The organism is Bosea sp. RAC05 (assembly GCF_001713455.1).
Taxonomy (GTDB): domain Bacteria; phylum Pseudomonadota; class Alphaproteobacteria; order Rhizobiales; family Beijerinckiaceae; genus Allobosea.
On sequence record NZ_CP016464.1, the window covers coordinates 898,589 to 914,703 of the forward strand.

Annotated in this window: 20 protein-coding genes; 9 read left to right on the forward strand and 11 right to left on the reverse strand. The window is 70.5% G+C overall.

The features are described 5' to 3' along the window. Positions 1 to 134: 134 nt before the first annotated feature. Complete coding sequence (locus tag BSY19_RS07675) at positions 135 to 533, forward strand: hypothetical protein (RefSeq protein WP_069053636.1); 399 nt, start codon at positions 135 to 137, stop codon at positions 531 to 533. Between the two features lie 306 nt (positions 534 to 839). Here BSY19_RS07675 and BSY19_RS27915 read toward each other — a convergent pair whose 3' ends face one another. Continuing rightward, positions 840 to 977, reverse strand: coding sequence for a hypothetical protein (locus BSY19_RS27915; RefSeq protein WP_171905104.1), 138 nt, complete (start codon positions 975 to 977; stop codon positions 840 to 842). 89 nt (positions 978 to 1,066) lie between these two features. Between BSY19_RS27915 and BSY19_RS07680 the strand changes: the two genes are divergently transcribed. Further along, a complete protein-coding gene (locus tag BSY19_RS07680) occupies positions 1,067 to 1,285 on the forward strand; it encodes a hypothetical protein (protein ID WP_069053637.1) in 219 nt (72 codons plus the stop codon). Next, positions 1,278 to 1,673, forward strand: coding sequence for a hypothetical protein (locus BSY19_RS07685; RefSeq protein WP_069053638.1), 396 nt, complete (start codon positions 1,278 to 1,280; stop codon positions 1,671 to 1,673). Before BSY19_RS07680 ends, BSY19_RS07685 begins: the two co-directional genes overlap by 8 nt. Positions 1,674 to 1,829: 156 nt before the next feature. Here the strand turns inward: BSY19_RS07685 and BSY19_RS07690 are convergent, their stop codons facing one another. Beyond that, entirely contained in the window at positions 1,830 to 2,444 is a 615-nt protein-coding gene (locus BSY19_RS07690) for an SOUL family heme-binding protein (protein ID WP_069053639.1), read from the reverse strand. A 182-nt stretch (positions 2,445 to 2,626) separates the two neighbouring features. Here BSY19_RS07690 and BSY19_RS07695 point away from each other — a divergent pair, with 182 nt between their 5' ends. Both BSY19_RS07695 and BSY19_RS07700 read left to right on the forward strand, forming a co-directional pair. Beyond that, complete coding sequence (locus BSY19_RS07695; RefSeq protein ID WP_069053640.1) at positions 2,627 to 2,860, forward strand: hypothetical protein; 234 nt, start codon at positions 2,627 to 2,629, stop codon at positions 2,858 to 2,860. Positions 2,861 to 2,892: 32 nt separating this feature from the next. Next, positions 2,893 to 3,438 (forward strand): hypothetical protein, encoded by a 546-nt coding sequence (locus BSY19_RS07700; protein ID WP_069053641.1) that lies wholly within the window; start codon positions 2,893 to 2,895, stop codon positions 3,436 to 3,438. Positions 3,439 to 3,455: 17 nt separating this feature from the next. On the opposite strand, the gene BSY19_RS07705 is transcribed toward BSY19_RS07700, so the two are convergent. The 3 genes from BSY19_RS07705 to BSY19_RS07715 form a co-directional block, all read right to left on the reverse strand. Continuing rightward, positions 3,456 to 3,824 (reverse strand): c-type cytochrome, encoded by a 369-nt coding sequence (locus tag BSY19_RS07705; RefSeq protein ID WP_083247473.1) that lies wholly within the window; start codon positions 3,822 to 3,824, stop codon positions 3,456 to 3,458. Positions 3,825 to 3,859: 35 nt separating this feature from the next. Next, positions 3,860 to 4,258 (reverse strand): c-type cytochrome, encoded by a 399-nt coding sequence (locus BSY19_RS07710; RefSeq protein ID WP_150129534.1) that lies wholly within the window; start codon positions 4,256 to 4,258, stop codon positions 3,860 to 3,862. Positions 4,259 to 4,380: 122 nt separating this feature from the next. Further along, complete coding sequence (locus BSY19_RS07715) at positions 4,381 to 4,785, reverse strand: baeRF12 domain-containing protein (RefSeq protein WP_069053643.1); 405 nt, start codon at positions 4,783 to 4,785, stop codon at positions 4,381 to 4,383. A gap of 265 nt (positions 4,786 to 5,050) precedes the next feature. Between BSY19_RS07715 and pgm the strand changes: the two genes are divergently transcribed. Further along, positions 5,051 to 6,700: a phosphoglucomutase (alpha-D-glucose-1,6-bisphosphate-dependent) gene (gene pgm / locus BSY19_RS07720; RefSeq protein ID WP_069053644.1), complete on the forward strand. Its 1,650-nt coding sequence runs from the start codon at positions 5,051 to 5,053 to the stop codon at positions 6,698 to 6,700. Between the two features lie 27 nt (positions 6,701 to 6,727). Here pgm and BSY19_RS07725 read toward each other — a convergent pair whose 3' ends face one another. The 3 genes from BSY19_RS07725 to BSY19_RS07735 all read right to left on the reverse strand — a co-directional run bounded on the left by BSY19_RS07725 (position 6,728) and on the right by BSY19_RS07735 (position 9,798). Beyond that, positions 6,728 to 7,846, reverse strand: coding sequence for a coiled-coil domain-containing protein (locus BSY19_RS07725; protein ID WP_069053645.1), 1,119 nt, complete (start codon positions 7,844 to 7,846; stop codon positions 6,728 to 6,730). Positions 7,847 to 8,053: 207 nt separating this feature from the next. Continuing rightward, positions 8,054 to 8,533: a hypothetical protein gene (locus BSY19_RS07730; protein WP_150129535.1), complete on the reverse strand. Its 480-nt coding sequence runs from the start codon at positions 8,531 to 8,533 to the stop codon at positions 8,054 to 8,056. Between the two features lie 2 nt (positions 8,534 to 8,535). Continuing rightward, entirely contained in the window at positions 8,536 to 9,798 is a 1,263-nt protein-coding gene (locus BSY19_RS07735) for a hypothetical protein (RefSeq protein ID WP_069053647.1), read from the reverse strand. Positions 9,799 to 10,081: 283 nt separating this feature from the next. Here BSY19_RS07735 and BSY19_RS07740 point away from each other — a divergent pair, with 283 nt between their 5' ends. Then, positions 10,082 to 10,864: a VOC family protein gene (locus BSY19_RS07740; RefSeq protein ID WP_069053648.1), complete on the forward strand. Its 783-nt coding sequence runs from the start codon at positions 10,082 to 10,084 to the stop codon at positions 10,862 to 10,864. 39 nt (positions 10,865 to 10,903) lie between these two features. On the opposite strand, the gene BSY19_RS07745 is transcribed toward BSY19_RS07740, so the two are convergent. From BSY19_RS07745 to BSY19_RS07755, 3 genes are all read right to left on the reverse strand, one after another. Then, the gene (locus tag BSY19_RS07745; RefSeq protein ID WP_069053649.1) at positions 10,904 to 11,557 is read right to left on the reverse strand and encodes a 3-oxoacid CoA-transferase subunit B; all 654 of its coding nucleotides are present in this window, start codon (positions 11,555 to 11,557) and stop codon (positions 10,904 to 10,906) included. A gap of 12 nt (positions 11,558 to 11,569) precedes the next feature. Further along, complete coding sequence (locus BSY19_RS07750; RefSeq protein ID WP_069053650.1) at positions 11,570 to 12,274, reverse strand: CoA transferase subunit A; 705 nt, start codon at positions 12,272 to 12,274, stop codon at positions 11,570 to 11,572. Between the two features lie 214 nt (positions 12,275 to 12,488). Continuing rightward, positions 12,489 to 14,156 (reverse strand): caspase family protein, encoded by a 1,668-nt coding sequence (locus tag BSY19_RS07755; protein ID WP_171905105.1) that lies wholly within the window; start codon positions 14,154 to 14,156, stop codon positions 12,489 to 12,491. A gap of 455 nt (positions 14,157 to 14,611) precedes the next feature. Here BSY19_RS07755 and BSY19_RS07760 point away from each other — a divergent pair, with 455 nt between their 5' ends. Then, positions 14,612 to 15,376 carry an ABC transporter ATP-binding protein gene (locus tag BSY19_RS07760; protein WP_069053651.1) on the forward strand — a complete coding sequence of 255 codons (765 nt, stop codon included), beginning with the start codon at positions 14,612 to 14,614 and terminating at the stop codon, positions 15,374 to 15,376. Next, a complete protein-coding gene (locus tag BSY19_RS07765; protein WP_069053652.1) occupies positions 15,366 to 16,106 on the forward strand; it encodes an ABC transporter ATP-binding protein in 741 nt (246 codons plus the stop codon). The genes BSY19_RS07760 and BSY19_RS07765 overlap by 11 nt, the downstream gene beginning before the upstream one ends. Positions 16,107 to 16,115: the final 9 nt, after the last annotated feature.

Here is a 16,115-nt window from a genome sequence, read left to right on the forward strand (position 1 = left end):
ACACCATACACGTAGCACCGCTCTGAAGCGCCAGGCGCGCCGGCCTGTTCCCACTGGAACAGCGCACCGATGCGCCCACCTCTAGGGTCAATTCATCGGCGAACGGATCGCCGCCCCGCCAGAGGATGAGCGTCATGACCCAGAGCTTCACCAAGGTTTGCAGCAAGACCGTCGCCGCCGCCCTGACCGTCGCCCTGATCAGCGGTTCCTTCGTCTCCGGCGCCTCGGCCTCCGACCGCGGCTTCGAGGTGAAGCCGGTCAAGCAGCACAGCCGCAAGACGGCCGTCGCCGGGGCCCTGCTCGGCCTCACCGGCGCCCTCATCGGCGCGGCGATCGTCAGCAACCAGGCCCGCGCCGCCGAGCCGCGCTACCGCAGCTACGAGGATCGCGACCTGCGGGAGGCCGGCTACGGCCACCAGCGCCCGGTGCGCTTCGTCGAGGCCGAGGAAGACTGCTTCGAGAAGCCGATCAAGCGCTTCGATCGCTACTCCGGCGAGACCATCGTCGTCGGCTACAAGACCATCTGCCGCTGAACGCTCGCTCTGACGGCGCGATCCGCCCCCCGGCTCCGGCCGGGGTTTCGCGTTTAGCCCGAGGCGGCTTTGCGCAACGATGCTGTGGGCCTGTTGGGAAACAACGCAGCGCCCGGATCGATGACGAAGAGGACTGGGCTGGTGAGGGCGCGCGCCCGTGCCGGATCGCCGCGATGACGACCGTTGTCAGACCGTGCCTCTCCATGGGGCGCCGGGCGCGCTGCTGGGCACTGCGACGCGACGCAGGGCTGATGGCGATCCCGAACAGGGCGCGTGACGCGGCGCCTCTCCGGCGCGCAGCCGGCCTCACTGGCATTCGGTCACCTCGCCACCCGTGACGCGATGCGTCTGGCAGCGCGCCGTCTCGCGGCCGCAGGAGGCCGCCAGGGTCGCCAGCACCAGTGCGACGCCGATCGTGACGCGCCATCTCGGCCGTGAGCTCATGAGCCGCTCTCGCAGGGGTTCATCGGTGTCGGCCCGGGTCGATTGCCAAACGATAGCGATCACCGTAGCGATGGTCCATGAAACGCGCTTTGATCGGCATCGGCGGCGCCCTGATCCTGATGACCTTGATCGCGTGGTATCTGCTCAGCGGCTTCGGCTGCGAGATGAACACGGCCGGCTGCCGGACCGTCAGACTGGATCTGTCGCGCGATGCGCTGCGTCTGTTCCTGCCGCCTCTGGCGATCGGCCTCGTCCTGGTTGGCCTCGGCCTGCGCAGGAAGCCTCGCCGCCCCGAGCCCGATGCCTAGGCGCCCGGCGCGAGCCGCGCTGGCCGGCCTCGTCGGGCTCTGCGCCGCGGGCACGGGGCTGAGCGCCCAGCCGCTGCCGGACAGGATCATCGGCATCTGGGCGCTGGAGCTCTCCGATTGCTCGGCCGAAGGCGCAGCCGATTTCCGGATCGAGATCACCGCGACGGATGTCGTCTTCGCGGCCTCGCACTGGTCGTCGCCGGACTGGAAACCCCTGAACCAGGGCTGGCGTGCTCTGGCGCGGGTCGAGGAGGGCGGAGCCGGCCGCCTGAAAGGCCGCCACGCGATCACACTAATGCTCGGCCGAGACGGCCGGCTGACGATCAACCGCCAGGGCGAGGCCGACACCGCCTATCATCGCTGCCCCCCGGCGTCCCGGACGCGCTGACGGCCGGTTGCGCCCTGTCGCCGTTGGCACGACCGGACGCCATCCCGACCTTGCAGCCGGCGCGATGGGAGCCTGTTGCAGCCCCCCTCAGCCCTCATCCTTCGAGACGCCGCTTTCGCGGCTCCTCAGGATGAGGGCTGGTGTCCCGCGCTCCCCCTATGACCCCGCCACCTCGAACAGCACCTCGTTGCGCCGCAGCGGGCCGGGCGTCCAGGGGTCGTTGTAATAGGCGTAGGTGGCCGCACCCTGGATCGCGATCCCGGCTTTCGCCAGCCAGGCCCGCAGGGCAGCCTCGTTTTCCGCGATCAGCGCGTCCGTGGCGACGCCAGAGAAGCGGATCGCGGCGCGCCGCGCGGCCGGCAGCTGCAGCAGGCGCACATCCTCGCCCGCTGCCTTCGGCAGGGTTTCCAGCGTGTACTTCGACGGCATCACGAAGCGGATCAGCCAGCTCTGCCCGGCGGCCTGCGCCGGCGTCTGGATGACGGGTGCGGTCATGCTGACGGTCTCGCCCTCGCGGCTCTTGGCGAAGATGTAGCCGGCGAGCGGGGAGAAGCCGGCGCGCACCGCCGCCTGCCGGTCGCCGCGCCGCGTCACCTCCGCCACGACCAGCGCGGGATAGTCGCGGATCTCGATGGCGCCGTCCTGCCTGACCGAGGTGTATTTCGGCTGCTCGACCGTGCTCATCACATAGATCCAGATCCCGATGGCGATCGCCGCGAGCCCGACGACGAGCCCGAGCCCCGTCAGCGCCAGCATCTTGAACGTCCACATGGCCTGGTCCGCATCGCTGGCCTGGCGCCCGCCGGTCGACGGGGCTCTCATTCGGGCAGCCTAGCATGGGCGCCGCCCGGCCGGTGCCCGTCATGACGTCGCGTGCGAGCCGGCACGGCCGGGCTTGCCTCTGAGCGGCGGCGCGGACATCCTGCCGGCGACGCGGGCGGGAGACAGATGCGATGGCGACGAGCGATGCGGACAAGGCCCGGCTGGCGCTGGACGTCTTCGCCCATTTCGAGACCGAGCCCGGCGAGTTGCTGGCCGCCGGCAACCTGCTCTCGATCGCGGCGATGAACGGCTGGGAGACCACGGCGGTCGTGGCGAGCTACGAGCACGGCCGGGCCCTCGGCTGGTTCGAGGACGGGCCCAACGGCACCGTCACCATCACGCCGGCGGGCCGCGCGCAGATCTGAGCCGAGTCGGGACCGGCAACAACAGCCAGAGCATGCCGACACTCGAGGCCATTCCCCCCGCAATCCGGCGCGCGGCTTGCGCCTTTCACGAGGCCGGGCACATCGTCGTCGGCTGGCATCACCGCCGCGCCATTACCCATGCCTGGCTCAGGCCGCCGCAGGGCGTCTCCGGCGAAACCTGCTTCGAGCCCTATCGCCGCGGCTTCCAGCTCGACCGCGCCGGCGATCTGCGCCGCGCCGAGGTCGAGATCACCATCCTCAGCGCCGGCCAATGCGGCGAGATGGTCTACTGGAACGGCGCCGAGGGGCTGAAATGGTATCCCGGCGAACTGCGCTCGCATGGCGACGATCTCGACCAGATGCAGCCCTTCATCGCCCTGCTGCAGCCGCCCGATGCCGGCCTGCTGCGCGCCCGCTGCGCCCGCGCCGCCACCGCCATCCTCTACCAGCCGGCGATGCGCGCGGCCCATGAGGCGATCGCGTGTCGGCTCGCCGCAGCCGGCCGCATCGGCGCCGACGAGGTCGAGGTGCTGATGGCCGAGGCCGGCGCGCAGCGGCCCCCGCTGCCGGAACGCTAGGTCGCGCCCGCCGCGCCTCAGCGCGCCTTCAGGCTCAGCACATAGGCGATGACGTCGTCGGTCTCGGTGGGGGTGAGCTGGTAGCGCGGCATGTTGCCATGCGGCGTCTGCAGAAAGACCCGCAGCGACAGCGCGGTCTGGGAGGGCATGTCGGCCACGGCGCCGAGATCGGGCGGCACCCGGGTGGGGTTGCGGCTCGCCCCGTCGATCGCGTGGCAGGGCCGGCACAAAGCGCTGGCCACGGCCTGGCCGGCGCGCGCGTCGCCGCTCTCCTGCGCTGCGGCTCCGGCCACGCCGACCAGCGCGAAGGCGAGCACCGCGAGCCCGACCCGGGCGAAGGCGGCGGTCTGGGGGATCGGCCGGCTGGTCCTGGTCTCGCGCATCATCCGCTGCTCCTCGTCTCGAGGCGGGCGCTCCTTCGTCAGGACGCCGGCTTCCACCGGCGCGAAACGCGCCGGATATAGGCCACGAGCCCGTCGGTCTCGTGCTCGATCAGGTTGAACTCGGGCATGCCGGGATGGCGCACCACGGTGCCGTCGATCAGGACGGGGGCCGGGTTGCCGCCGGGGTAGCGCTCCGCGATCAGCGGAAAGGGCGGCGCCTTGGGGTTGGGGCTGGCACCGCTCGCCTCGATCGCGTGGCAGCCGCCGCAATGGCGCTGCGCCACCTGCTTGCCGATCGCGACGCTCTCGGCGTTGTCGGGCCGCTGCGCATCGGCCGGCATCGCCTGCGCCGCCAGGGTTCCGCCGGCCAGCGCGAGGCCGACGAGCGCCGCCATCCGCCTGGCCGCCCTGCTGCGGGTCGATGTCCTGCGTGTCATGGCCCGTCCCGGATGCGAGATCACCGGCCCCTTCTCTGCGCCTGCTGCGGCAGCCCGGCCTTGATCGAGGTCAAGGCCGGCGCTGTGCATCGTCGACGGGGGCTCGATGCTCTGGCCGAGGGTCACTTGCCCTGCAGCGCGGCCAGCAGCTCCGGCCCGTTCTTGCCGATCAGGTTCTTGGACAACTCGGCGACGAGCGCCCCTTCGAGCTGCTTGTGGTAGTGGCGCCGCATCTCGCCGAGCGTCCGTGGCGAGGCGATGACGACGAGATGGCTGATCTTGTGCCCGGTGACCTGGTGGTTGAGCCAGGAGGTCGCCGCGGCCGCATGGGCGTCCTCGTCGATCTGATGTCCGGTCGGGTTGGCCGAGCTGGAATCGCGCCCGCCGCCGCCGGCCTTGTTGTGCTCGTCGAGATTGGGCGAGGGCAGGGCGGCCAGCGTCGGATCGGCTTCGTTGCCGCTGTTGCGAAACAGCTCGAACTGCTTCCCGTCGACGAGCGCGATCACGGCACCATGGGGGAGTTGCATTGGATTGTCCTCGGCTGGGTCGGGCCCGGTGCCCCGGGAACGGGGCGAGGGGACCTGCAGGGCTGTGATCGTCAAACGCAGCCGTGTCCGCATTGATCCCGATCAAGCCGGGTTTCCATGCCGCCCGGGCGAGGCGCTGCCGCTCGACAGTCCGCGTATGGCGCGCCTAACCTGCCGCCGCGTCGGCAGGCTCCCGATCCGGGAACCGTTGCTTCACCCCGGCGTCGTAGAAGCCGGCGAGCCGATTCGCCGTTGAGGATATGAGATGACCACGACTGTCAGCCCGCTCGCGGGCAAGCCGCTCGACCCCAGCCTGCTGGTCGACCTCGCCAGGCTCGGCCAGGCCTATTTCGAGCGGCCCGACCCGGCCGATCCGGCCCAGCGCGTCGCCTTCGGCACCTCGGGCCATCGTGGCTCCTCGCTGCTGCACTCCTTCAACGAGGCGCATATCCTCGCCATCGCCCAGGCGATCTGCCTCTATCGCCGCGAGAAGGGCATCGACGGCCCGCTCTTCCTGGGCATCGACACCCATGCCCTGTCGCGCCCCGCCTTCGAGACCGCGCTCGAGGTCTTCGCTGCCAATGGCGTGACCACGCTGGTCGACGCGGATCTGCGCTTCACGCCGACGCCGGTGATCTCGCACGCCATCATCGGCCACAACTGCGGGCGCAAGCACGGCCTCGCCGACGGCGTGGTGATCTCGCCCTCGCACAACCCGCCCGCCGATGGCGGCTTCAAGTACAACCCGCCCCATGGCGGCCCGGCCGACACCGACGCCACCGGCTGGATCGAGCGCAAGGCGAATGCGTTGATCGAGGCCGGGCTCGCCGGCGTCGCGCGCATGCCCTATGCCCGCGCGCTCGCCAGCGAACACGTCCGCCGCCACGCCTTTCGCGAGGCCTATGTCGCCGAACTCGGCAGCGTCGTCGACATGGAGGCGATCCGCACTGCGGGGGTCAGCATCGGCATCGACCCGCTCGGCGGCGCGGGCCTCGATTACTACGCCCCGATCATCGAGCGCTACCGCCTGAACGCGACCATCGTCGACCAGACGCTGGACCCGACCTTCGCCTTCATGCCGGCGGACTGGGACGGCAAGATCCGCATGGACTGCTCCTCGCCCTATGCGATGGCCGGGTTGATCGCCATGAAGGACCGCTTCGACGTCGCCTTCGCCAACGACACCGATGCCGACCGCCACGGCATCGTCACCCGCAGCGGCGGGCTGATGAATCCCAACCATTACCTGGCCGTGGCGATCGACTACCTCTTCACCCATCGCCCCCGCTGGCGCAGCGACGCCGCGATCGGCAAGACCATCGTCAGCAGCGCCATGATCGACCGCGTCGCGGCCAGGCTCGGCCGCCGCATGGTCGAGGTGCCCGTCGGCTTCAAATGGTTCGTCGAGGGGCTTTCCGACGGCAGCTTCGGCTTCGGCGGCGAGGAGAGCGCCGGCGCCTCCTTCCTGCGATTGGACGGCACGAGCTGGAGCACGGACAAGGACGGGCTGATCCTCGGGCTGCTCGCCGCCGAGATCACCGCCAGAACGGGGACCGACCCCGGCGAGCGCTATGCCGCGCTGACCCGGGACCTGGGGGCGCCGCTCTATGCCCGCATCGACGCGCCCGCGACGCGCGAGCAGAAGGCCGTGCTGAAGAGCCTGTCGCGTGCGCAGCTGGGCACCGACACGCTCGCCGGCGAGCCGATCACCGCCGTCCTCAACGACGCGCCGGGCAATGGCGCGGCGATCGGCGGCGTCAAGGTGGTCACGGCGCAGGGCTGGTTCTGCGCCCGCCCCTCCGGCACCGAGGAGGTCTACAAGATCTACGCCGAGAGCTTCCGCGACGAAGCCCATCTCGCCGAGATCCAGCAGGAGGCGAAGGCTGTCATCGCCGCGGCCTTCGCAGCCGCCTGACGGCCCGCGGGCCCCGGCGCGGGAGCGCTACTCGCCGGCGGCCCGGCGCGGGGCCGGTGGCTCGAACCCGTCCGGCCCGGCCGCCTCGGTCGCCTGGCGGTTGCGCGACATCGCCTCGATGAGCTGGCGGTTGGAGTGCTCCAGCGTGCCGACATGGTCGATATGGTGGCGCAGATCGGTGCGCAGCTGCTGGTTCACCCCGGCCAGGAAGTCGGCCTTCGACTGCAGCGCCGAGAGCTTGATGTCGAGGTCGTAGACGGCCTTGTCGCGCTGGGCCAGATCCTCGGCCAGCTTGCGCTCGCGCTGCGCCGCGGCGGCGGCCTGGGCCTCCAGCTCCTTGATCGTCTGCAGGGAGGTGGCGATTCGGGCCTGGGCCTGGCTCGCGGCCTCGTTGGCGCCTTCGCGCTCGCCGCTCAGCTTCTCGGTCAGCCCGGCGATGTCGCGCTGGAGCCGGCTGTTCTCCCCGCTCGCGGCGACGAGGTCGGAGCGCAGCATCGCGACCTCGCGGGCGAGGTTCTGCGCGGCGGCCGACTTCTCCAGGAGCTTCTGGTCGACGACCTGCCGCTCCTCGGACAGCCGCTGCACGCGCGAATCGCTGCTGGAGAGCCGCTGCAGCAGCGCGTTCACCTCGCCCTGCAGCTTGCCGTGCTCGATCTCGAGCGCGGCCAGCGCCGCCTGGGTGTGGTCGAGCGCGGCACGGCTGCGGCCGAGTTCCTCCTCGTAGCGCATCGCCAGCGGGCGATAATGGCCGAGTTCGGTCTGCAACCCGGCGACTTCGCGCTCCTGGCGGCTGCAGATGGCGCTGAGCTCCTCGATCTGCGCGGCCTGGTCCTGCGAGGTCTGGATGAACTTCGGCAGGATCTGCTGCATCGTCGCGGTGCGCGTCATCAGCAGGTCGAGCTGGACCGACCAGTTCGAGATCTTGGCGAATTCGACCTGCAGCTCGTTGGACTGCTCGCTGATCGCGGTCATCAGCTGGCCGACCTCGTGCGAACTGCCGGGTTTCGGCGGCGGGGGCAGCAGCGGCTGCGGAGCCTCGCCCGGCTCGTTGGCGGCGGCCTCGGGCGGCGTGAACGCCGGGGCCGGCTGCGGCGCAGGCGCCTCGCTCCGCCCGCCGATGAGACGCCTCAGACTGGAACCGATCATCGAACCCACCCCACTTTGCCCCCCCTCGACGCGGGGCACGCCGCCTCCCTCGGTCCGGCGATCGCGACTCCCGGACCACGGCTTGAGGCGGTAGCACAGCAGAAGATGCGCCGTGGCCCAAGGCAACATCGCAATGGCGCTCGGCGCGAGTTGCAAACAACTTCTTGGCCGGAAGGCCGCTGCGGCCGCCGGTGACGGCCGTGCCGGTCAGACGGCGCGGGCGGCCCCGCCACCCTGGCGCAGCCTCAGCTCCAGCATATAGGCGCGTTGGACGGCCTCGCGCTCCCGCAGCAGCGCCTTCTCCAGCACGCCCTGCTGCGTCTGCAGCACCTCGTTGGCACGCCCGAGCGTCGCCTCGGCCTTCTGGGCCCGCTGGCTCAGGTCCTGCTTTTCCTTCGCCAGGGCGTCGATCTCGCTCTGCAGGCGCGCCTTCTCCTGCTCGGCCTCCGCCAGCGAGTTGCGCGCCTGCTGCAGCACGTTCAGCAGCTGCAGCTGCATCGTCTCGAAGGCAGCGCCGGCCCCGGCCACCAAGGCGAGCGTGTCCTGCGGATGCGGCCGGCCGGTGGCACGCCGCGACAGCGGCCGCAGCGGGATGGGCGCAGCGAGGGCGGCGGATGGCGCGGGCGCCTCCCTCCAGGCCGGGGCGCGCAGCATGGCACGGCTGAGGCTGGGCGCGTCCTGGCTCACGGTCAGTCGCGCGACTGCGGGCGATTGGGCTGCGTGAACGCGGTGGTCACGGCATCGTGCAGGCGGGCAAGCCACCCCTCGGCCTCCAGCGCACGCGCCTCGGCATGGCGGGCCCGCTCCTCGGAGCGCCACAGCATCTCGTTGGCCGTCGCGATCTGGGTTTCGAGCTCGCGCATGTTGACCGCGGCCTGGGCGATCGTCTGCTGCAGACGCTCCTCGAGCTGGGCATAGCGCAGCTCGCTGATGCGGATCGCCTCGCTGGTCTCCTCGATCAGGGCGAGCGCCGAGGGCCAGTCGCGCTGCGGCGCCACCGGCGCCGGCCGGGGCTCCGGCATCGCCGCCGGGAACGTCGCGATCTTGTCGGACGCGTTGAGGAACTGCTCCGAGGCCGGCAGGCTCTGGCGCAGGGCGGTGACGGTGGCGAGGTCGCTAACGGCAGGCTGCATGGAGATGCTCCGTGAGAGCCGGGGAGGAGGGCGGCGGCACGTCCTCTCCGAGGGTGAGGGAGGGCGGCGTTTCGGCGGCGGCGGAGGCGGGGGAGCCGCGGTGCCGAGCAGAAGTGAGGGGGCGATGCGCGTCGCCAGCGGCTGGATCGTCATCGACACGCCGCGCGGGCGATCGAGGAGCTGGTCCTGCAGGGCACGGCGGTTGGCGCGGGCGAGATCCAGTGCGCGCTGGAGCAGGAGCTTGTCGCGGCGCTCGCCCTGCAGCAGTTCCTCGAGCCGCAGGCACTCGCGCTGCAGCGCGTCGCTGGCGCCGCCATGCAAGGCGCGCGCTGCCCGCAGCTCGGTCTCGGCCGTGCCGGTGGTCGCGGCGAGCCGCTCGACCTCGGCCGTCTTGTCCGCCAGAGCCGCGCCCAGGGCGGCGATCGCGTGCTCCTGCCGGCCCTTCTCGAGCGCCGCCTCGTGCAGCGCCTGTTTCAGGCGGCCGACCTCCTGCGCCGAGGCCTGGCGTTGCCCGTCGGAGAGGAGAATGGTCTCGCGGTGCCGCTCCAGGGCGCGCTCCGCGACGCCCAGCGCCGTCTGGGCCTGCCGGACATGCAGGCGTTCCGCCTCCAGCAGGGTCTCCATGGCGGCCAGCCGGCCGAGTGCGGCCTCGAGCCTGAGTTCGAGAAAACCCCTCTGGGCGTGGGAGAGCCGCTGTTCCGGGTCGCCCTGCGCCTCCGCACGGGCCGCATCCGCCGAGGGCGAGGCGCTCGATCGTCCCGGCAGCCCTGGTCGCGTGGCGATCCAGTCATGCGAATCGGCGACGGGGAGGGCGTTCAAAGGGATGGCCTCGAAAACGGTGCCGTGGGGAAACGGGGGAACGCTTGGACGAATCGCTCGCTCAACTTAGCTACTCTTAACGAATCGTATCAATATCGAAGGTCGCTGGCGAGCGGCCTCGATGCGCCCGTCGGGGGTTGTCCCCGGAACGCACGCGCCCGGGTTGTCGCCGGGTTTGTGGCGTCAACCCGGGCACCGGCATCGCGGGATTGCGCGCCTCGCCCTTGTCCTGCCGCCCGTTCCGGTCGACGCATGACGCAGCTGTCCGTGCCGCGGGGTCCACATGACGCAGTCCATCGACCACATCGTCATCGCCGTCGCCGATCTCGACGCGGCCGTGGCCGACTATGCTTCGCTGGGCTTCACCGTGCTGCCGGGCGGCGAGCATCCGCGCGGTTCGCGCAATGCGCTGGTGGTGCTGGCGGACGGCGCCTATCTCGAGATCATCGCCTTCGCGCGGCCGGTGCCGGGCTTCCGCTGGTGGAAGGTCCTGGACGAGGCCGGCAGCGGCCTCGTCGATTACGCGCTGCTGCCGGCCGGGTCGCTCGACGAGCACACCGCCCGGATCCGGGCCGCCGGGATCGCCATCGAGGGGCCGATCGATGGCGAGCGCCTGCAGCCGGACGGGACGCGGATCGCCTGGCGCTCGTCGCGCCCACCGGAGCCGGACATCCCTTTCCTCTGCGACGACGTGACGCCCCGCGCCCTGCGCGTGCCGGAGGGCAAGGTGCGCCGCCATGCCAACGGCGTCACAGGTGTCGCCGGCATCACCGTTGCGGTGCGCGATCTCGCCGCCTCGGTCGCGCGCTATAAGGCGCTGACCGGTCAGGAGCCGATCGCCACGGGGGCCGTTCCGGGGCTGGGCTTCGGGCTGGCGCAGTTCCGGCTCGGCCGCCAGATGCTCTCGCTCGCCGAGCCGCGTGGCGAGGCCTGCGAGGGGCTGACGCGCCATCTCGGGCGGCGCGGGCAGGGCGCCTACGCCATCTCCTTCTTCGGTCCGGCCGATCGCTGCCTCGACCGCGCGCTCGCCCATGGCGCGCGGCTGGAGATCGTCAGGGCCCTGTGACGTCGCCGGCCGGGGAGGACCGCCCCCGGACGCGAGGCCTCAGAGGGCGACCGCGAACGACGCCGCGGTCTTGGCCTTGATCTCGTCGAGCGTGACGCCCTCGGCGAGCTCGATCAGGGTCATGCCGCCGCCGTTCTCGTCGATCGAGAAGACGCCGAGATCGGTGATCACCATGTCGACGACGCCGGCGCCGGTCAGCGGCAGGTCGCAGGCGGCCAGCAGCTTCGGCGACTCGGAGCCGTCCTTGTTCTTGGCGACGTGCTCCATCACCACGACGACCTTCTTGACGCCGGCGACGAGGTCCATGGCGCCGCCCATGCCCTTCACCATCTTGCCGGGGATCATCCAGTTGGCGAGGTCGCCATTCTCCGCGACCTGCATGGCGCCGAGGATCGAGAGATCGATATGGCCACCGCGGATCATCCCGAAGGAATCGGCCGAGGAGAAGAAGCTGGTCGTCGGCAGCTGCGTGATGGTCTGCTTGCCGGCGTTGATCAGGTCGGGATCCTCGTCGCCCTCATAAGGGAACGGGCCCATGCCGAGCATGCCGTTCTCGGACTGGAGCTGCACCGAGACGCCCTCGGGAATGTAGTTCGAGACGAGGGTAGGGATGCCGATGCCGAGATTGACGTAGAAACCGTCCTTCAACTCCTTGGCGGCGCGCTGGGCGATCTGTTCGCGGGTCCATGCCATGTCGGTGTCTCCTCAGGCCGCGCGCTTGCGGACGGTGCGCTGCTCGATGCGCTTGACGCTTTGGGGCGTGTGGACGATCCGCTTCACGAAGATGCCCGGCGTGTGCATGTGATCGGGGTCGATCGCGCCGGCCTCGACCAGATGCTCGACCTGCGCGACGGTGAAGCGCGAGGCCGAGGCCATCATCGGATTGAAGTTACGCGCCGTCTTCCGGTAGACGAGGTTGCCTTCGGTGTCGCCCTTCCAGGCATGCACCAGCGAGACGTCGGCGAAGATGCCGCGCTCCATGATGTAGCGCTCGCCGTCGAAGACGCGCTCCTCCTTGCCCTCGGCCACCAGCGTGCCGACGCCGGTCTTGGTGAAGAAGGCCGGGATGCCGGCGCCGCCGGCGCGGATGCGCTCGGCCAGCGTGCCCTGCGGCGTGAATTCGAGTTCGAGCTGGCCGGAGAGGTAGAGCTCGGCGAAGAGCTTGTTCTCGCCGACATAAGACGAGATCATCTTCCGGATCTGGCGGGTCTCGAGCAGGATGCCGAGGCCGGCGCCGTCGACGCCGGCATTGTTGGAGACGAAGGTCAGGTCCTTCGCGCCGCTGGCACGGACCGCCTCGATCAGGATGTCGGGGATGCCGCACAGGCCGAAGCCGCCGGCCATGATCGTCATGCCGTCCTTGATGACGCCGGCGAGGGCCGCCGTGGCGTCCGGGTAGACCTTCTTCATCGTATCGCCTCTGCCGCTGAAAGGATGCCGCCCGACGGCGCGGCCCAGAACTAGCCGAGCCGGCGGCACGGTGGCAACTCCCCGTTGGGCCAAGACGGCCGAGCAAAGACGGCGTCTTGCCGCGCCCGGCGCCAGACCACAGCAAAACGCGGCGCAGGGCGCCGCGTCTCGAAGGTTCGAAAAGGAGCCCGCCGCAGCCGGCGGGCGGCCTCTGTCAGCGGCGGAAGCCGCCGCCGAGCGCGCCGCCGATGGCGCCGCCGACGATGCCGCCGAAGATCGCGGCGCCCGTCGCGCTGCTGCCGCCGCCGGCACGCTCGCGCTCGAGATCGCGGCGGATGACCGGATCGCGCTCATAGGCGACGCCGCCGCGGCCCCGGACCTGCGGCTCGGCCGGCTCGCGGGCGACCGCGCGGGTGGCGCGCGGGGCCGGCGCGGGCCTGGCATCCTCGGCCAGCGCACGCTGATAGGCCGGCTCGGTCTGGGCCCGCAGCGCCTTGAGCTGCATGGGGGCGAGGAAGCCGGTGGCGGCGAGCGCGCGCGTCGTCTGCCACTGCTTGATGGCGTTGCGCTGGCTGGGGCCGAAGTTCGGGCTGGTCTTGCCGGGCTTGAAGCCGGCCAGGCTCAGGCGGCGCTGCAGTTCGCGGCGGTCCTTGGCGCTGAGCTTGAGCGCGGCCTCGGTCTCGGCGCTGGCGACCTCGCCCTTCATCGCCGCGTCGGCGACCGCCTGCCCGGTTTCCCGCGACGCCGGCAGGGCGGCGACGGCGGCAGAGGACAGGGCCGCCGCACCCACCGCGGCGGGAAGCGCCGCGACCACGGGCGCCGCCGGCTCGAGCCGGGCGAGCCGGTTCTTCGCGAAGGCGGCGAACTGGCCGGTCGGGAAAGCGTCGAGATAGGCCTTGTAGTCACCGGCCGTGTTGCCGCGCTCGGCGGTCTCCCACATCCGGACATCCATCTGGGCGCGGTCGAGGCCGACCGGGGCGGGCGCGGCCGGGGCGGGCACGGCGCCGTCGATCGCCTTGATCGTCACCGAGGGGTCGACCGCGGCGAGCTTCAGCGTCGGGTTCAGCTTGAACTCGCCGATGATCGAGGAGTTGGTCCAGGGCTTCTGCTTCTTGCCGGTCGACTCCCAGACATCGGCGCGCACGCGGTCCATCACGGTGGTGATCGACACTTCGGGGGTCTCGATGTGCTTCAGCAGCGCCGAGGTGAAGGGGCTGTTGCCGTCCTTCTCCCCGTCGAGCGCGGTGGCGCGCGGATCGGTGGCGAAGGCGATCAGGATGCCCGAGGCCGACTGCGTCTCGATCGCGGTCAGGCCGCGGGAGACCGAGCGCGACCGGGCGGCGAGCTGGGTCGTGAAGGGGTTGTCGCGGCAGGCGTCGAGGATGAGCACATTGACCCGCTCGTCGCGCTGCATCTGGCGCAGGATGAGCTGCACGTTGACGGCGCGGAAGTCGAGGTCGGCCTCGGACTTCAGCGAGGCGTCGACGGGGATGAGATAGTTCTCGTCGCCCACCGCGATGCCGTGTCCGGCATAGTAGACGACGCCGGCCTTGGCGCCGTCGAGCTTCTGGGCGAATTCGCGGACGATCCCGGTCATCTCGTCCATGCGCAGGTCGTAGCCCTCGACGACCTCGAAGCCGAGGCGCTTCAGCGCGGCCGAGATCGCGGTGGCGTCGCGCTGCGGGTTGGCGAGGCGCGGGACCGCCGTGTAGGCGCTGTTGCCGATGACCAGCGCGACGCGCCGCTCGGGCACCGCCAGTGCGGGCAGGGAAAAGAGCAGGATGGCAAGGCCGGCCGTCACGGCCGCGAAGGCGCGCCGGAGGAGGCCGCGCAGGATGGCGAAGCGGGCGGAGATCGCCGAACCCAAGGTCGCGAAGCTCACGGTAACCTCCCTGATCGGTCCGCCACTGCCGGATAATCCCGCACCGGCGCCGGCGGAAGCGCGAAGCGGGTGGTGGCCGCCATGGAGCGGCCGCAGGATCGCCAGGAAACAGCCCGAAACATTACTCGAAAAAGCCACCGGCGCAAACCGGGCTTCAGGCTGCCCTTGCCGTCTTCGTCGCGGCGGCGGCGGTCCAGGTTCAAACGCGCGCGATAGTTTTGGGTTAGCGTGCGGGCGCTACCCGGCGCGTCCTCCATTTGGATGAGCGGGTGGCGTGGGCGCGCCCGTTCGGGCAAGCGGCCGGCCTCTCTACGACGAAGGGATGAGCCGTGTTTCACAAGGCCGTATTGCCGCGCGCGCGGCGTTGACTCACGCGCCGAGCGCGGTGCAGCATGAACCACGAGGGAGACGGTCCAAAACAAGAAAGACCAAGATGACGATTGCAAGCGTTGCGCATGGCTGAGGATATTATTCTCACCACCACGGGTTTGACGAAGGAGTTCGGCGGGTTCTCGGCCGTCAACGGCGTGGACCTCAAGGTCAAACGCGGGACGATCCATGCGTTGATCGGGCCCAACGGCGCGGGCAAGACGACCTGCTTCAACCTGCTGACCAAATTTCTTGCGCCGACCAAGGGCTCGATCGTCTATAACGGGCGTGACATCACCCGCCAGAAGCCCGCCGAGATCGCGCGTCTCGGGCTGGTGCGCTCCTTCCAGATCTCGGCCGTGTTTCCCCAGCTCAGCGTCAAGGCGAATGTCCGGATCGCGCTGCAGCGCAAGCGCGGCGATTCCTTCGATTTCTGGCGCTCGGAAGAGGTGCTGAAGCCGCTCGACGAGGAGGCGCTGCGCCTCGTCGAGGCCGTCGGCCTCTCGGCCTTCGCCGAACTTCCGGCCGTCGAACTCTCCTATGGCCGCAAGCGCGCGCTCGAGATCGCCACCACGCTGGCGCTCGATCCCGAGATGATGCTGCTCGACGAGCCGATGGCCGGCATGGGCCGCGAGGATGTCGAGCGCATCGAGGCTCTGATCCGCAAGGTCTCCAAGAACCGCACCATCCTGATGGTCGAGCACAATCTCTCGGTCGTCGCCTCGCTGTCCGACCGCATCACCGTGCTGGCGCGCGGGCAGGTCCTGGCCGAGGGCGACTATGCCGAGGTCTCGAAGGATCCGCGCGTGGTCGAGGCCTATATCGGTTCGGGAGTCGGCCATGCTCACTGAGGCCGCGAGGTCCCCCGTCGCCGCCACCGCGGCGCCGATGCTGAAGGTGCGCGGGCTCGAGGCCTGGTACGGCGAATCCCATGTGCTGCACGGCATCGATTTTGATGTCGCCCAGGGCGAGGTGGTGACGCTGCTCGGCCGCAACGGCGCCGGCAAGACGACGACGCTGAAGTCGATCATGGGCGTCATCGGCAAGCGCAAGGGCTCGGTCGTGCTGGAGGGCACGGAGACGATCGGGCTGCCCTCGCGGGCGATCGCGCGGCTCGGCCTCGGCTATGTGCCCGAGGAGCGCGGCATCTACGCCTCGCTCAGCGTCGAGGAGAACCTGATGCTGCCGCCGCGCGTGCGACCCGGCGGCCTCTCGCTCGACGAGATCTTCACGCTCTTCCCCAACATCAAGGAGCGCCTCAAGAGCCAGGGCACCAAGCTCTCGGGCGGCGAGCAGCAGATGCTGGCGATCGGGCGCATCCTGCGCACCGGCGCCCATTTCCTCCTGCTCGACGAGCCGACGGAGGGCTTGGCCCCGGTCATCATCGACCAGATCGGCGCGACCATCCGCAAGCTCAAGCAGCAGGGCTACACGATCATCCTGGTCGAGCAGAACTTCCGCTTCGCGGCGACGGTGGCCGATCGCCACTATGTCGTCGAGCAGGGCAAGGTGATCGACATGATCGAGAACGACCAGCTCGACGCCAATATCGACAAGCTGCACGGCTATCTCGGGGTCTGAACCCGCCGC

Excerpts from the sequence above, each read along its gene's own strand:
- BSY19_RS07675 (WP_069053636.1), top strand. The coding sequence starts at position 135 with ATGACCCAGAGCTTCACCAAGGTTTGCAGCAAGACCGTCGCCGCCGCC.
- BSY19_RS27915 (WP_171905104.1), bottom strand. The coding sequence starts at position 977 with ATGAGCTCACGGCCGAGATGGCGCGTCACGATCGGCGTCGCACTGGTG.
- BSY19_RS07685 (WP_069053638.1), top strand. The coding sequence starts at position 1,278 with ATGCCTAGGCGCCCGGCGCGAGCCGCGCTGGCCGGCCTCGTCGGGCTC.
- BSY19_RS07690 (WP_069053639.1), bottom strand. The coding sequence starts at position 2,444 with ATGTGGACGTTCAAGATGCTGGCGCTGACGGGGCTCGGGCTCGTCGTC.
- BSY19_RS07695 (WP_069053640.1), top strand. The coding sequence starts at position 2,627 with ATGGCGACGAGCGATGCGGACAAGGCCCGGCTGGCGCTGGACGTCTTC.
- BSY19_RS07700 (WP_069053641.1), top strand. The coding sequence starts at position 2,893 with ATGCCGACACTCGAGGCCATTCCCCCCGCAATCCGGCGCGCGGCTTGC.
- BSY19_RS07705 (WP_083247473.1), bottom strand. The coding sequence starts at position 3,824 with ATGATGCGCGAGACCAGGACCAGCCGGCCGATCCCCCAGACCGCCGCC.
- BSY19_RS07710 (WP_150129534.1), bottom strand. The coding sequence starts at position 4,258 with ATGACACGCAGGACATCGACCCGCAGCAGGGCGGCCAGGCGGATGGCG.
- BSY19_RS07715 (WP_069053643.1), bottom strand. The coding sequence starts at position 4,785 with ATGCAACTCCCCCATGGTGCCGTGATCGCGCTCGTCGACGGGAAGCAG.
- pgm (WP_069053644.1), top strand. The coding sequence starts at position 5,051 with ATGACCACGACTGTCAGCCCGCTCGCGGGCAAGCCGCTCGACCCCAGC.
- BSY19_RS07725 (WP_069053645.1), bottom strand. The coding sequence starts at position 7,846 with ATGATCGGTTCCAGTCTGAGGCGTCTCATCGGCGGGCGGAGCGAGGCG.
- BSY19_RS07740 (WP_069053648.1), top strand. The coding sequence starts at position 10,082 with ATGACGCAGTCCATCGACCACATCGTCATCGCCGTCGCCGATCTCGAC.
- BSY19_RS07745 (WP_069053649.1), bottom strand. The coding sequence starts at position 11,557 with ATGGCATGGACCCGCGAACAGATCGCCCAGCGCGCCGCCAAGGAGTTG.
- BSY19_RS07750 (WP_069053650.1), bottom strand. The coding sequence starts at position 12,274 with ATGAAGAAGGTCTACCCGGACGCCACGGCGGCCCTCGCCGGCGTCATC.
- BSY19_RS07760 (WP_069053651.1), top strand. The coding sequence starts at position 14,612 with ATGGCTGAGGATATTATTCTCACCACCACGGGTTTGACGAAGGAGTTC.
- BSY19_RS07765 (WP_069053652.1), top strand. The coding sequence starts at position 15,366 with ATGCTCACTGAGGCCGCGAGGTCCCCCGTCGCCGCCACCGCGGCGCCG.